Annotated in this window: 12 protein-coding genes and 2 pseudogenes; 4 read left to right on the forward strand and 10 right to left on the reverse strand. The window is 71.3% G+C overall.

The window, feature by feature from the left end; all coding sequences use genetic code 11:
• Nucleotides 1-125 precede the first annotated feature (125 nt).
• From KIS93_RS34055 to rho, 3 genes and pseudogenes are all read right to left on the reverse strand, one after another.
• Nucleotides 126-1,007 (reverse strand): annotated as a pseudogene (locus tag KIS93_RS34055) (methyltransferase domain-containing protein); the annotation flags it as partial.
• 39 nt (nucleotides 1,008-1,046) lie between these two features.
• A pseudogene (locus KIS93_RS69170) lies at nucleotides 1,047-1,166 on the reverse strand (putative RNA methyltransferase); the annotation flags it as partial.
• Between the two features lie 35 nt (nucleotides 1,167-1,201).
• The gene (gene rho, locus KIS93_RS34060; protein ID WP_080043799.1) at nucleotides 1,202-2,311 is read right to left on the reverse strand and encodes a transcription termination factor Rho; all 1,110 of its coding nucleotides are present in this window, start codon (nucleotides 2,309-2,311) and stop codon (nucleotides 1,202-1,204) included.
• Between the two features lie 419 nt (nucleotides 2,312-2,730).
• On the opposite strand from rho, the gene KIS93_RS34065 reads away from it, so the two are divergent.
• A complete protein-coding gene (locus tag KIS93_RS34065) occupies nucleotides 2,731-2,871 on the forward strand; it encodes a hypothetical protein (protein WP_168010544.1) in 141 nt (46 codons plus the stop codon).
• 9 nt (nucleotides 2,872-2,880) lie between these two features.
• A complete protein-coding gene (locus tag KIS93_RS34070) occupies nucleotides 2,881-3,621 on the forward strand; it encodes an MBL fold metallo-hydrolase (RefSeq protein ID WP_230465672.1) in 741 nt (246 codons plus the stop codon).
• A gap of 56 nt (nucleotides 3,622-3,677) precedes the next feature.
• Here the strand turns inward: KIS93_RS34070 and KIS93_RS34075 are convergent, their stop codons facing one another.
• Nucleotides 3,678-5,579 carry a sensor histidine kinase gene (locus KIS93_RS34075; protein WP_186404565.1) on the reverse strand — a complete coding sequence of 634 codons (1,902 nt, stop codon included), beginning with the start codon at nucleotides 5,577-5,579 and terminating at the stop codon, nucleotides 3,678-3,680.
• Nucleotides 5,580-5,641: 62 nt separating this feature from the next.
• Between KIS93_RS34075 and KIS93_RS34080 the strand changes: the two genes are divergently transcribed.
• Nucleotides 5,642-6,070, forward strand: a complete 429-nt coding sequence (locus KIS93_RS34080) for a hypothetical protein (protein WP_230465671.1) — start codon at nucleotides 5,642-5,644, stop codon at nucleotides 6,068-6,070.
• A gap of 18 nt (nucleotides 6,071-6,088) precedes the next feature.
• Here KIS93_RS34080 and KIS93_RS34085 read toward each other — a convergent pair whose 3' ends face one another.
• A complete protein-coding gene (locus tag KIS93_RS34085; protein WP_080043797.1) occupies nucleotides 6,089-6,490 on the reverse strand; it encodes a hypothetical protein in 402 nt (133 codons plus the stop codon).
• A 73-nt stretch (nucleotides 6,491-6,563) separates the two neighbouring features.
• On the opposite strand from KIS93_RS34085, the gene KIS93_RS34090 reads away from it, so the two are divergent.
• A complete protein-coding gene (locus tag KIS93_RS34090) occupies nucleotides 6,564-7,091 on the forward strand; it encodes a DUF6886 family protein (protein WP_080043796.1) in 528 nt (175 codons plus the stop codon).
• Here KIS93_RS34090 and KIS93_RS34095 read toward each other — a convergent pair.
• The 5 genes from KIS93_RS34095 to KIS93_RS34115 all read right to left on the reverse strand — a co-directional run bounded on the left by KIS93_RS34095 (nucleotide 7,057) and on the right by KIS93_RS34115 (nucleotide 12,463).
• Nucleotides 7,057-8,034, reverse strand: coding sequence for a ketopantoate reductase family protein (locus KIS93_RS34095; RefSeq protein ID WP_080043795.1), 978 nt, complete (start codon nucleotides 8,032-8,034; stop codon nucleotides 7,057-7,059). The genes KIS93_RS34090 and KIS93_RS34095 overlap by 35 nt on opposite strands.
• 19 nt (nucleotides 8,035-8,053) lie before the next feature.
• Nucleotides 8,054-8,788 (reverse strand): glycosyltransferase family 2 protein, encoded by a 735-nt coding sequence (locus KIS93_RS34100; protein ID WP_080043794.1) that lies wholly within the window; start codon nucleotides 8,786-8,788, stop codon nucleotides 8,054-8,056.
• A gap of 74 nt (nucleotides 8,789-8,862) precedes the next feature.
• Nucleotides 8,863-9,402: an AAA family ATPase gene (locus KIS93_RS34105; protein WP_230465670.1), complete on the reverse strand. Its 540-nt coding sequence runs from the start codon at nucleotides 9,400-9,402 to the stop codon at nucleotides 8,863-8,865.
• Nucleotides 9,399-11,027 carry a lysine--tRNA ligase gene (lysS, locus tag KIS93_RS34110; protein WP_080043793.1) on the reverse strand — a complete coding sequence of 543 codons (1,629 nt, stop codon included), beginning with the start codon at nucleotides 11,025-11,027 and terminating at the stop codon, nucleotides 9,399-9,401. Before lysS ends, KIS93_RS34105 begins: the two co-directional genes overlap by 4 nt.
• 86 nt (nucleotides 11,028-11,113) lie before the next feature.
• Complete coding sequence (locus KIS93_RS34115; protein WP_080043792.1) at nucleotides 11,114-12,463, reverse strand: S8 family serine peptidase; 1,350 nt, start codon at nucleotides 12,461-12,463, stop codon at nucleotides 11,114-11,116.
• Between the last annotated feature and the right edge of the window lie 28 nt (nucleotides 12,464-12,491).

Here is a 12,491-nt window from a genome sequence, read left to right on the forward strand (position 1 = left end):
TGATGTCCCGTGCCTCAGGGCTCGGGATGCCGTCCAGTATTGCGCCTGTGCCGGGGAAATTCTCCGAGAATGTGGGGGAATTTCGGACTAAATGCCCCATCAGTAACACCAGTCGCACATGCCCGTCAAGGAACAGGTCTTGAACGGGGTGCCGGCTCGTAGATAGACAGATGAAACGCGGCGCGCGTTACTACTTTTTGCTGTCTTTTCGCGACATTTCGGGAGACAACTGCGGCGATCCGCTCGCCGAGCGTGTCCGCCTGGTGATGCCATGCGCTCGGGCCCATCCCGACGACCTGGGCGATGTCGTCGTGCCCCAGCTCCATCTCGAACGCGACCGTGCACCGCCCGGTCTCGGCGAACCCCTCCAGGCTGCGCGCCACCCTGCGCTCTTTCTCCTCGTCGACGGAGAGCAGCCCCAGCTCCTCGACGAGCGGGCTGAGATGCTCGGGGGCCGGGGTGACGACCACCGCCGCGCCTCCCGGCCGCAGCACGCGCCGGAACTCGGGCCCGTTCCTGGGCGCGAAGACGTCGATCACCACATCGGCCACCCCGCTCCTGATCGGAAGCGGGCGCCACACGTCGGCCACGAACGCCCCTGCCCTGGGATGCACCCGCGCCGCCCGGCGTACAGCGTGCTTCGACACATCGAACGCCATCCCGATGCCATCGTCCACCGCGTTGAGCACGGCCGCCAGGTAGTGCCCGGTGCCCGCGCCCGCATCGACGATCACCGGCGCGGCCCTGCCCGCCGCGCGGTGGTCCTCGACCTTGCCCGGCTCCCGCTCACCGCCCGCGGGCGGCGGGCCGGAACCGGCCTCCACTTCCGTCTCACGGTACGCCCTCAACTCCGCGTCGTCATGCGTTTCGGTAGAGGACTCATGTTTTCCTGGAACGTTCTCAGCTGTCACGTATGCCCGTACGGTTTCCGCCAGTGCGTCCGTCAGGGGGGCGTAGTGCCCTTTGTCGAGGAAGGCCGCCCGCGCGGCCACCATCTCGGCGGTGTCGGCGGTGCCCGGCTGCCCGGAGCCGGTGAGCAGGCTCACGTAACCCTGCTTGGCGACGTCGAAGGTGTGACCGGCGGCGCAGCGCACGGTCGGCCCGGCCAGGCGCAGCTCGGCGCGGCACACGGGGCAGATCAGATAGTCGACGATGTCAGCCAGCATGCGGCCATTGTGCTGTACGAGCCGCGGGACGCCGCTCACGCGGCCTTGGCCGTCTCCATCAGGAAGGCGGCGTTGGAGGAGGTCGAGCGGAGCCGGTCGACGAGGGCCTGGAGGGCCTGCTGCCGGTCCAGCCCGGCCAGCGAGCGGCGCAGCCGCCAGACGATCTCCCGCTCCGACGGGTGCATCAGCAGCTCCTCGCGCCGGGTGCCGGAGGCGTCGAGGTCCACGGCGGGGAAGAGGCGGCGCTCGGCCAGCTCGCGGACGAGGTGCAGCTCCATGTTGCCCGTCCCCTTGAACTCCTCGTACAGGTTGTTGTCCATCCGCGACCCCGTGTCCACGAGGGCGGTGGCGAGGATGGTCAGCGAGCCGCCGTTCTCGACGTTGCGGGCGGCGCCGAAGAAGCGCTTGGGCGGGTAGAGGGCGCGGGCGTCGATGCCGCCGGTCAGGACGCGCCCGCCGCCGGGCGCGATGTTGTTGTAGGCCCGCCCGAGGCGGGTCAGCGAGTCGAGCAGCACGACCACGTCGCGGCCGGACTCGACGAGGCGCTTGGCCCGCTCGATGGCGAGCTCGGCGAGTGCGGTGTGGTCGCGGTCGGGGTGGTCGAAGGTCGAGGCGTAGATCTCGCCGTCGATGCCGGCCCGCATCTCGGTGACCTCCTCGGGCCGCTCGCCGACGAGCAGGACCATGAGGTGCGCCTCGGGGTGGTTGCGGGAGATCCCGGCGGCCAGCGCCTGCAGCACCATGGTCTTGCCGGCCTTGGGCGGCGCCACGATGAGGCCGCGCTGCCCCTTGCCGATGGGCGCGAACAGGTCGATGACCCGGGTGGTGAGCGACGGCGTCTCGACGCTGAGCCGCTCGTCCGGATGGATGGGGGTGAGCTGGTCGAACTGTGGCCGGTCGAGCCACGAGGCGGCGCCGTTGACCGATTCGACCTTGAGGAGTCTGTTGCCGTCGAAGGCCGCGACGACGTGGTCGCCGGGGCGCAGGCCCCACTGGCGGACCTTCTCGGGGGTGACGCGTACGTCGCCCGGCCCCGGCAGGTGATCCGCCCGGATGAACGCGGACTTGTCGCGTACGTCCAGGAGTCCCTCCACGTGGCGGACCGGCGCGGCGGCACGCTGCTCTGGAATGGTGTGCACAGACATGATGAGCCCCTTTGGGGGAGATGCGCCGGGGCACTCGGACGAGGACCGGCGGGTGATGAAGGAAAGCAGGCCGGGCGCCCTGCGAACAGGAGGGCCGGAGCCGGCTTGGAAGATCAAGCGGAGCTGGAGCTCGACGCTTGGTGGCAAGATACCACACCGTCCAGTCCATGCAACGCCTAGCCCTCTTGGGCTATTCCTGGACGGTTATCGGAGCTTCTCCCGCGAATCCGGGGCGCCAGGCATGACAATGTTCTTCTCGGCGAGGCGCAACGAGGAAAATTACCGCGCCTGATGTGCCGAGCAGCACAGAGCCCCCGTCGACGCAGCGTCATCGTGTCAAGTGGCATGCAGGGTCCCTGCAACTCGATGAGGGTTCCATAGGGACGAATACCGAAGAATCTCCTTGGGGGAGCACCATCATGAAGACCGCCAACTGCCCGCGGTGCCACCACGAGCTGGACGAAGGCCCCATCATGTACCGGTGCGCGAACTGCCGCCGCGCCGTCTACGCCGCCGACGTCGAGAACGAGTACGTTCCGGCCCAGCCCGTCGCCGCCTAACCTGGCGGGATGCCGCATCAACCGCTGACCGTGTCCGGCGTCGAGGTGACACCCCTCTGCGACGCCGTGGGCCCCATGGGGGCGGCGATCCGCCGCCCGCTGAGTGAGATGTTCGCCGGCTCCGGCCTGCCCGACGACCCGTGGGTCCTGCACTTCCACTGCTTCCTGATCCGCGACGCGGCCGACCGGCTGACGCTGGTCGACACCGGCATCGGCGGCACGGACTCACCCGCGTCCACGTGGGCGCCGGTGCCCGGCACGCTGGCCGGCGAGCTGGCCGCCGCGGGCGTCGCGCCCGCCGACATCGGCACCGTCATCCTCACGCACCTGCACAGCGACCACGCCTCGGGCGCGGTCGCCGACGGCCGCCCCGCGTTCGAGAACGCCCGGTACGTCGTGCAGAAGGCGGATCTCGACGCCGCCAAGGGGCCGGTGCTCGACGACGTCGTCACCGTCATCAAGGGGCAGCTCCACGTCGTCGAGGGCGACGCCGAGGTGGCGCCCGGCGTGCGCGTGCGGCACACCCCCGGGCACACGCCCGGCCACCAGATCGCCAGGGCCGGCGAGCTGGCCATGACCGGCGACCTGGTCCTGCACCCCGTGCAGCTCGACGACCCGAGCGTGCCCTACCTCTACGACGACGACCAGGACGCCGCCGTGCGCAGCAGGACCGAGGTCCTGGCCGCGCTGCGGGCCGAGCGGGCGATCCTGGCCACCGGGCACTTCAGCGAGCCGTTCCTGCGCCTGTGACCGCGGGGCCCTGGCCGCCGTCCTGGTCGGCCGGCGGGGGCCCTGGTCGCGACGTCCTACCGGCCGGCCAGCGCGGGCTGGTCGGCGAGCAGGGACGCGGGCAGGGCCACCATCGCGGTCAGGCCGCCGTACGGCGAGGGCACCAGGGCGACCTTGATGCCGTGCCGGGCCGCGAGCCTCGCGACCACGAACAGGCCGAGCCGGTCGCTCTGCGCCAGGTCGAACTCGGGGGCGGTGGTCAGCCGGTCGTTCAGCTCGTCGAGCTCGGTGCGCGGCAGGCCGAGGCCGCGGTCCTCCACCTCCACGACGAGGCCGTGCGGGGTCACGGAACTGCGCACGTCCACCCTGGTCTGCGGGGGCGAGAAGAGGGTGGCGTTCTCGATCAGCTCGGCCATCAGGTGGGCCACGTCGGTGACCGCCGAGCCGAGCAGCGCCACGGACGGCGGCTGCATGATCTCCACCCGCTCGTACTCCTCGACCTCGGCCACGGCGGCGCGCAGCACGTCGAGGATGGGCACCGGGTTGCGCCAGCCGCGCCCCGGCGCCTGGTCCGACAGGATGATGAGGCTCTCCGCGTGCCTGCGCATGCGCGTGGTGAGGTGGTCGAGCTTGAACAGGTCGGCCAGCACCTCCGGCGCCTCCGTGGCCCGCTCCATGCTGTCGAGCTGCAGGAGCTGGCGGTGCAGCAGCGACTGGTTGCGCCTGGCCAGGTTCACGAAGACCTGGCTGACGCCGTGGCGCAGCCTGGCCTGGTCGACGGCGGCCTCGATGGCGGTCGACTGCACGTCGTTGAAGGCACGCACGATGTCGGCCACCTCGGAGGTGTTCGCCTTGACCTCCAGCGGCGCCATCTCGGCCGACGTCGGCGGCGCGGTGTTGGTGCGCAGCCGCTTGATCAGCCCGGCCAGCCGCACCTCGGCCAGCTCGGTGGCGGCGTCACGCAGCGCGGCCAGCTCGCGCACCAGGCGCTTGCGGAAGCGCAGCGAGAGCAGAATCGAGGCGATGACCGCGACGAGGCCGACGCCGCCCGCCACGCCGATCTTGACGAGCATGCCGACGGCGGTCGGGGTCACCCGGTTCACGATGCCCTGGTTGGTCTTGGCCTGGGCGCGCTCGACGGCGTTCCACAGGTTCTGGGCGTCGATGGGCCAGGTGGCGGCGCTCGCGGGCAGCCCGTTGACGGCCGCCTGGCCCTTGATGACGTCCTCGGCCTTCAGGAACTCCTCGTAGACGGGCGAGCCGGCCAGCTTCCCGTACGGGCCGCGCAGGTTGCCGTCGAGGTGCGACAGCGCCTGGGAGAACAGCAGCCGCCTGGTCGCCACCATGCCGGTGAACGACTCCCGCTCCCGCGCCTCGACCCGGCCCCTGGCCAGCACGATCGCGACCACGGCCCGCTCCCTGGAGAGCACCTCCTTGGCCTCGCCGAGCATGGTCACGGCGCGGGCCTGCTGGTAGAGGGCCATGTCGGGGACCAGGATCATGGCGTCGTACATGCGGAAGGAGGCGTCGGCGATCTGGCTGTAGCCGTCGATGACGTCGAGCGGCGCCACGAGCGTGCCGTCCACCTCCTTGCGGACGTCGGCGAGCTGGTCGAGCTTGACGTTGAGCGCGTTGAGCTGGGTGCGCATCTCCGGCGTCAGGTCGCGCAGGCTCGCGGCCGACGAGCGGAAGGCCTGCACGGCGCGGTCGGTGCGCCCGCGCCGCTCGGCCATGATGTCGGCGCCCTGCCCGGTCACCAGGAACTCGACGGAGGCCAGCCGCTCGTCCTGCAGCGCGATGTTGACGGCCTCGGCCGGCTGGGCAAAGTTGGTCGCCAGGTCGTTGATCGAGAGCAGGCGCATGCCGGCGCCGCCGGTCAGGCCGGCGGCGAACGCCCACAGACCCACCAGGGAGAGCAGCGGGACCAGCAGGAGGATGAGGAGTTTCAGCGCGATGGGGCGGCCACGCGTGGGGGGCATGCGACCTCCGGGTGCATGATGAGATCGCCTCGCAGATTACACCCCCCTTTGGAAGGATTTCTGTGCGTCTTCCGCGTTCTTTCTCCGGCTGGACCATCGCGGTCTTCGGCTTCCTCGCCTTCGCGCTCGGCCTGCTCGGGCTGATCTCGCCCGGCACGCTGCTGAGCATGCTGGGATTCGAGGTGCTGGACGTGCGGCCGGCCGGGGATTACACGCTGGTCTATATGGCCGCCAGCTCCATGGCGGCCGTGAACATGGGCGTCTACTACCTGTTCGCCGCCGCGCACGACTACACCCCGTTCTTCCGCTGGACCGTGCCGTTCCGGCTCGTGACGTTCGCGGTCTTCACGACGCTGGTGCTGACGGGGGCGGCCCCGGGCAAGTTCTTCGGCGTCGGGCTCTGGGAGGGGCTGGGGGCGGTGATCACCGGATTCGCGCTCTGGCGCGAGGGCAGGCTGGTGCCCTCGCGCCAGAGCGCGGAAGTGGCCTGACCCGGCCCCTTTCAGGGCTCAGCGGCGGTGGTCGGCGCGGGCCACGAGCCGGTCGTCGGCGGGCACGGGGGCGTGCTCGCGCTCGGCCTTCGCGCTCTCGCGCTCGGCCTTGGTGTGCTCGCGCTCCAGCTTGCGCTGCAGGTCGCGCTTCTCGTCCTCCAGCTGGGCCACCCGGCTGGAGGCCTCCGCCCTGGCACTGCGCAGCCGGCGACGCTGCCTGGCGGTCCTGCGGGAACCCGAGCCCAGCAGCCAGAGCCCCAGCAGCAGGACGGCCGCGGCGGCCGCACCGGCGAGGAACATCTCGACGTGGTTGAGCTCGAAGGTGTAGCCGAACAGGATGTACCTGGTGCTCTCCTCGGTGAGCACCAAGGCGAACGCAGCGCCGGCGAGCAGGATCAGGAGCAGTCCTATGACGATCATCCAACTCACCCCTTGTCGTAAGAGGCGTTTCTCCTGCCCGTAGATCGGCGGGGTATGCGCGATGATGACGTCCATGAGACCCGAGCCGGGCCAGGTCCTGCACTTCTCCGAAGACCCGACGATCGAGCGCTTCGTGCCGCACGTGGCGGTGACCAGCTCGCGCAGCGAGCCGTACGTGTGGGCGGTCGGCTACGACCGCTGCCCCGACTACTGGTTCCCGAGAGCCTGCCCGCGCGCGATGGCGTGGGTCGGGCCGCGCACCGACGAGGCGGACACGGCCCGGATCATCGGCGCGGGCTGCGGCCGGCGGGTGCACGCCATCGAGTACTGCTGGGTGAAGGCGCTCATGGAGGTGCGCCTGTTCGCCTACCGGCTGCCGGCCGACCGCTTCGCGCCCATCGGGGAGCCGCCGCACGCGGTGGTCTCCAAGGAGACCGTGGCGCCGCTGGGGCCGCCCGAGCCGGTGGGCGACCTGTTCGAGCTGCACGAGGAGGCCGGGATCCAGCTCAGGGTGCTGGACAACCTGTGGCCGTTCTGGAACGAGGTGACGGCCAGCAGCCTCGAGTTCAGCGGGATCCGGCTGCGGAACGCGCGTCGATGAGCGCCGTCAGCGTCTCGGGCGGCATCGAGCCGGGCGGCTGCTTCTCGCGGGCGAACCGGTTGGCCTCGCGCCGCAGCGTCTCGTTGACCGGGGTGGCCAGGCCGTGCTCGCGGCCCAGCAGGACGATCTCGCCGTTGAGGTAGTCGGCCTCGATCGAGCCGCTGCCCCTGGCCAGGCTCTGCCACGACGACCCGCCGCCGCGGCTGACGCCCTCGATGGGGCGCGCGTCGACCTTGTGCCCGCGGACCTCGGCCTCCTCCTCCGGGGTGGCGTACGCGATGCCGGCGTGCGCCAGCACGGCCCTGGCCTCGGCCCTGGCGCGCTCGACCACCTCGGTCAGGGCGGGCACGTGGCCGAGCAGCGCCTCGGCGGCGTTGCCCAGGTTGCTGAGGAGCTTGGCGTACTTCCAGCGCATGACGTCGGGCACGGCGCGGCCGACGAGGCCGTGCTTGCTCAGGTCGCCGGCGATCTTCGCGGCGAGGCCGTCGTCGTCCACAGCCTGTGGGTAACGGCCGACGTGCAGCATGCCCGAGTAGGGGTGGCCGTGGGCGGCGATGACGCCGGGCTGGGGAATCTGCGCCGGCAACCACACGCACATGCCGTAGACGCGCTCGAACCGCCGCAGGACCATGCGCTCGTTGGCCACGCCGTTCTGGGCGCACACCACGGGCAGGTCGGCCGGCCAGGGAGCCAGCGCGGCGATCGTGTCCTGGGACTTGGTCGCCAGGATGAGCACGTCGTCATCGCGCGTGGGCACGGGGCCGTCGGCGGCGGGGAGGTCGAGGGTCTCGGAGCCTTCTGGGGTGATCAGTCGCAGGCCGTCTCGCCGGAGAGCCTCGTAGTGGGCTCCTCTCGCGATGAGGAGGACCTCGTGCCCGCCCTGAAACAGGCGGGCGCCGATGGTGCCGCCGACTGCCCCTGCTCCGATCACTATGTAGCGCATTGTTCGAGAATGTCACTCCCTACTTGGCCAGCGCCACTTGGGCGGACTGCGCCGGGGAGACGGCCGCGCCACGGGAGCGCTCGCGCCAGATGGTCTTGAGCACCCGCCAGCCGTCGCGCACCGCGTTCAGGTTGCTGACGCCGTGGATGCGGGAGCGCTCGTGGCTGGGGACCTCGCGGATGATGAGGCCGGCCTGGGCGGCGCGCACGTTCATCAGGGTCTCGATCTCGAAGCCGTCGCAGTCGAGGCCGAGGGCGTCGAGGTGGCGGGCCCAGAAGGCGTTGTAGCCGTAGCAGAGGTCGGTGTAGCGGGTGCCGTAGAGGAAGTTGGTGAGCCCCGTCAGGACCTTGTTGCCGAGCGAGCGGATCGGACTGAGGTCGTCCGAGCCGCCACCAGGGGCGTACCGGGAGCCCTTGGCGAAGTCGGCGCCGTTCATGAGCGTGGCCACGAAGGAGCGGATCTCCCGGCCGTCGGTGGACCCGTCGGCGTCGATCATGACGATGATGTCGCCCCGGGCGGCCTGGAAGCCCTCGATGAGGGCGTTGCCCTTGCCGCGCCGGCTCTGCACGACGACCCGCAGGTCGGGGCGCAGCCTACGCGCGACGGCGATGGTGTCGTCGGTCGAGTTGCCGTCGACGAGGATGACCTCGTCGATCCAGTCGGGCAGCGTCGCGAAGACGTGGGGAAGGTTCTCGGCCTCGTTCATCGCGGGAACGATGACGCTGACACTGGCGGCGAAAGGCTGCTTGTTCATGTCACCAAGGTTCGCCGCCCGCACATGCAGCCCGCTTAACAGTGCCTTGCATAGATCATGCGTATGACGAAAACTCAGGTGATTTGGGCCTCCCCCGCCCTGGCGAGGATCTCGTCCACGGTGTCCGGGACGCTCTGGCGGGTGGTGTCGAGCCAGAGCCCGAGGCGCGGCGTCTCCTGCCGCAGCGCGGCGTCTAGCTGGGCAATCGTCCAGCCTCCGCCGTAGCCGGTCTTGGGGCGGGCCGCCTCGCGGCGCTCGACCTCGGCGGGGTCGGGGGCCAGGACGATCACGTGCAAGGGACGGGTGGCGACCAGCTTCGTGAACACCTCCAAATCCCCTCCGAGAATGACATCCTGAACAATTGGCGTGAATCCGGCGTCAAAATATAGATCTGCTGTTTTGGCTGCGATTCGGTAACGAAGATGGAGCTGCCGTACCGCCTCCGCGGACAATTCCGGCGTCATCTCGGCGCGCCCGCCGACCACCATCCGGCGGAACGCGTCGCCCCGCACGTGGGCCGAGCGGGGCAGCCGCTCGGCCAGCGCCTGCGCGACCGTCGACTTGCCCGACGCGGAGATGCCCGTGATCAGGACCGCACCGCTCAGCCCGCTCACGCGCCCACCAGCTTGCGCACCCGGTCGGCGCCCACGGCCATCAGCAGGGTCGGCAGCCTCGGGCCCGTGTCGCGGCCGACGAGCAGGCGGTAGAGCAGGGTGAAGAAGGCCCGCTGCGCCGTCTTCAGCTCGGGCGTGGCCGGGGCGTCGGCCGGCAGGCCCGCCTGGAGCTTGGGCACGCCGTACACGAGCGCGGTCAGCCCCTCCAGCGTCCAGTCGTCGAGGCCGTCGGCCAGCAGCCGCAGCCCCTCGCGCTCGGCCTGGCCGAGCGAGCCGAGCAGCTCCTGGTCCGGCGACTCCCGCACGCGGGTGCGCTGGTCGGCGGGCAGGTGCAGCTCGACCCAGCGCCGCGCCCGATCGAGGCGGGGCCGCACCTCGTCGAGTGTCTCGACGCCGTCGAGGTCGCGCAGGATGCGCAGCGTCTGCTCGGCGTGCCCGGTCGTGATGTCGGCGACGGAGGCCAGCGTGCGGTAGGCGACCGGGTGCGGCGTGGCCGGCAGCGGGCCCGCCGCCGTGGACACCGCGCGGCGGTGCGCGGCCAGCTCGGCCGGCTGGGCCTGCCCGGCGGCGACCTTGCGGCCCAGGGAGTCCCACTCGTCGTAGAGGCGCTGGATCTCGTGGTCGAAGGCGATCTTGAAGGACTGGGCCGGCTTGCGGCGCGCGTACAGCCAGCGCAGCAGCGGCGCCTCCATGATCTCCAGCGCGTCGGACGGGATCGGCACGCCGCCCTTGGAGCTGCTCATCTTGGCCATGCCGGTGATGCCGACGAACGCGTACATGGGGCCGATCGGCTGCTGCCCGCCGAACACCTCGCCGACGAGCTGCCCGCCCACGATCCACGCCGACCCCGGAGAGTGGTGGTCGACCCCGGACGGCTCGAAGACCACCCCCTCGTACGCCCAGCGCATCGGCCAGTCGACCTTCCACGCCAGCTTGCCCCGGTCGTGCTCGGCCAGGCGCACGGTCTCGCCGAAGCCGCACTCACAGGTGTAGGCCAGCTCGGTCGTCTCGTCGTCGTAGTTGGTGACCGTGGTCAGGTCGCGCTCGCACAGGTCGCAGTACGGCTTGTACGGGAAGTACGCGCCGCGCGCCCCGCCTTCTTCGGCCTCGTCGCCCTGCTTCGAGCGGTAGCGCGACAGCACCGCGTCGATCGTGGCCCGCGCGCGCACCGCCGTCAGGATCTGCTCGCGGTAGACGCCCGAGGTGTACTGGGCGGTCTGGCTGATCGCGTGGTACTCCACGCCCAGCTCCGCCAGCGCGGTCACCAGGGGCGCCTTGAAGTGCTCGGCCCAGTTGGCGTACCGGCTGCCGGGCGGGGCGGGCACCGAGGTCAGTGGCTTGCCGATGTGCTCGGCCCACGACGGGTCGATGCCCGCGGGCACCCTGCGGAAGCGGTCGTAGTCGTCCCACGAGATCAGGTGCACGCACTCCAGGCCGCGCCGCCTGATCTCGTCGGCGACCAGGTGAGGTGTCATCACCTCGCGCAGGTTGCCCAGGTGGATCGGGCCCGACGGGCTCAGCCCTGAGGCGCAGACGATCGCTTTACCCGGGGCGCGTCGCTCCGCCTCGGAGATCACCTCGTCCGCGAACCTGGAGACCCAGTCGGTCTCGGCACTGTCAGCCATCGCGCCATTCTTGCGGGTCCGCCCGGTTCAGGCCAACGCGTTGCCGGACGCCGGCATCGGGGGCGGCTCGGCGCAGGCGGCTCCCGTCAGGCGGCGCGGGTGCGGTTCTGGCGGCCGAGCGCGGCCAGGATGGCGGGCGGGTCGATGATGCCGAAGCCGTAGTCGTGGTCGAAGCCGACCGTGCTGCGGTCGTCGGCGGTGCGGTGCAGCAGCGTACGGAGCTGCGCGGGCGACAGCTCGGCCGCGGAGCGCTGCGTGCGCACGGCGGCCACCACGCCGGCGGCCACGGGGCAGGCGGCGGAGGTGCCGGTGTCGGCGGCGCCGACCGCCTCGGAGCCGGCGAAGTGCGTGTAGGCGCACAGGTCGGGCTTGCGCTCCGACAGCCGCCCCGGCCCCTGCGAGGAGTAGCCGACGCGCTCGCCGCGCGTGTCCACGCCGCCGACGGACAGCACCTGCGGGTGGGAGTTGGCGCCCGCGATCGTCCGGTCGGGGAAGCCGCAGCGCCGGTCGGCGCACTCGCGCCCGCAGTTGCCCGCCGAGAACAGGATGTCGGCGCCGGCGCCCTCCAGGCTGCCGACGATCACGTTGAACGGGTGCGCCGGGTTGTCGGAGTAGTTGCCGGGGTGGCCGGGCGGGAAGTCCATGTCGGGGGAGAACAGGCCCCAGCTGTTGGAGACGACCAGGGACCGGGAGTCGGCGGGCATGGCCTCCAGCACGGTGGCCAGGTGGGAGTAGGCGGCCACCGCGTCCGACAGCAGGCCGTCGGCGGTCGGGCCCGGCTTGCGGCTGAGCAGGACCGGGATGTCGAGCAGGGTGGCCTTGGGTGCGGCGATCAGCGTGTCGAAGGCGCACATGGAGCCGTGCTGCACCGGGTAGCGGCCGGGTGTCTTGTCCACCCCGGGCGGGCTCCAGCTCCGGTCGGCGTCGATGGTCACGTCGTGGCCGATGCGGGCGGCGACGTGGTCGGCGTTGATGCCGGTGTCGACCACCGCGATGGCCACGCCCTCGCCGTCGTGGCCGGCCGACCAGAGGTCGTAGGCGTGCAGCAGCCGCCTGACCTCCTCCCAGTCGCCCACCGGGCCGCTGTCGCCGCAGGTCGGGTGCGAGTGGATGGCCGGGTCGGCGAAGACGCCCGCCACCTCGCGCACCGAGGAGGACAGCAGCGCCGCCCGGGTGCTCAGCTCGGCGTCGGAGATCTCGCCGCGCACGAGCACCGAGGCGTCCTCAGGCGCCATCGAGAACCGCACTCGCTGGTGCGGGGAGAGCGGGGCGCCGTCGGCGGAGACCGGCCTGGGCACGGCCACCGGGGTGAACGCCGAGTCGAGGAGGACTCCGGGGAGGTCGGCGACGACGTCGGAGACCGCGCTGCGGACGCCGGGGTCGATCACCGACGCGACGACGTCGGGGGCCGGGCGGAGCTGGATCAGGACGCGCATGGGATCCCCTTGGGAGTGCTGTTACGGA

Source organism: [Actinomadura] parvosata subsp. kistnae (genome assembly GCF_900323885.1).
Classification (GTDB): Bacteria; Actinomycetota; Actinomycetes; order Streptosporangiales; family Streptosporangiaceae; genus Nonomuraea; species Nonomuraea composti.

Excerpts from the sequence above, each read along its gene's own strand:
- rho (WP_080043799.1), bottom strand. The coding sequence starts at position 2,311 with ATGTCTGTGCACACCATTCCAGAGCAGCGTGCCGCCGCGCCGGTCCGC.
- KIS93_RS34065 (WP_168010544.1), top strand. The coding sequence starts at position 2,731 with ATGAAGACCGCCAACTGCCCGCGGTGCCACCACGAGCTGGACGAAGGC.
- KIS93_RS34070 (WP_230465672.1), top strand. The coding sequence starts at position 2,881 with ATGCCGCATCAACCGCTGACCGTGTCCGGCGTCGAGGTGACACCCCTC.
- KIS93_RS34075 (WP_186404565.1), bottom strand. The coding sequence starts at position 5,579 with ATGCCCCCCACGCGTGGCCGCCCCATCGCGCTGAAACTCCTCATCCTC.
- KIS93_RS34085 (WP_080043797.1), bottom strand. The coding sequence starts at position 6,490 with ATGATCGTCATAGGACTGCTCCTGATCCTGCTCGCCGGCGCTGCGTTC.
- KIS93_RS34090 (WP_080043796.1), top strand. The coding sequence starts at position 6,564 with ATGAGACCCGAGCCGGGCCAGGTCCTGCACTTCTCCGAAGACCCGACG.
- KIS93_RS34095 (WP_080043795.1), bottom strand. The coding sequence starts at position 8,034 with ATGCGCTACATAGTGATCGGAGCAGGGGCAGTCGGCGGCACCATCGGC.
- KIS93_RS34100 (WP_080043794.1), bottom strand. The coding sequence starts at position 8,788 with ATGAACAAGCAGCCTTTCGCCGCCAGTGTCAGCGTCATCGTTCCCGCG.
- lysS (WP_080043793.1), bottom strand. The coding sequence starts at position 11,027 with ATGGCTGACAGTGCCGAGACCGACTGGGTCTCCAGGTTCGCGGACGAG.
- KIS93_RS34115 (WP_080043792.1), bottom strand. The coding sequence starts at position 12,463 with ATGCGCGTCCTGATCCAGCTCCGCCCGGCCCCCGACGTCGTCGCGTCG.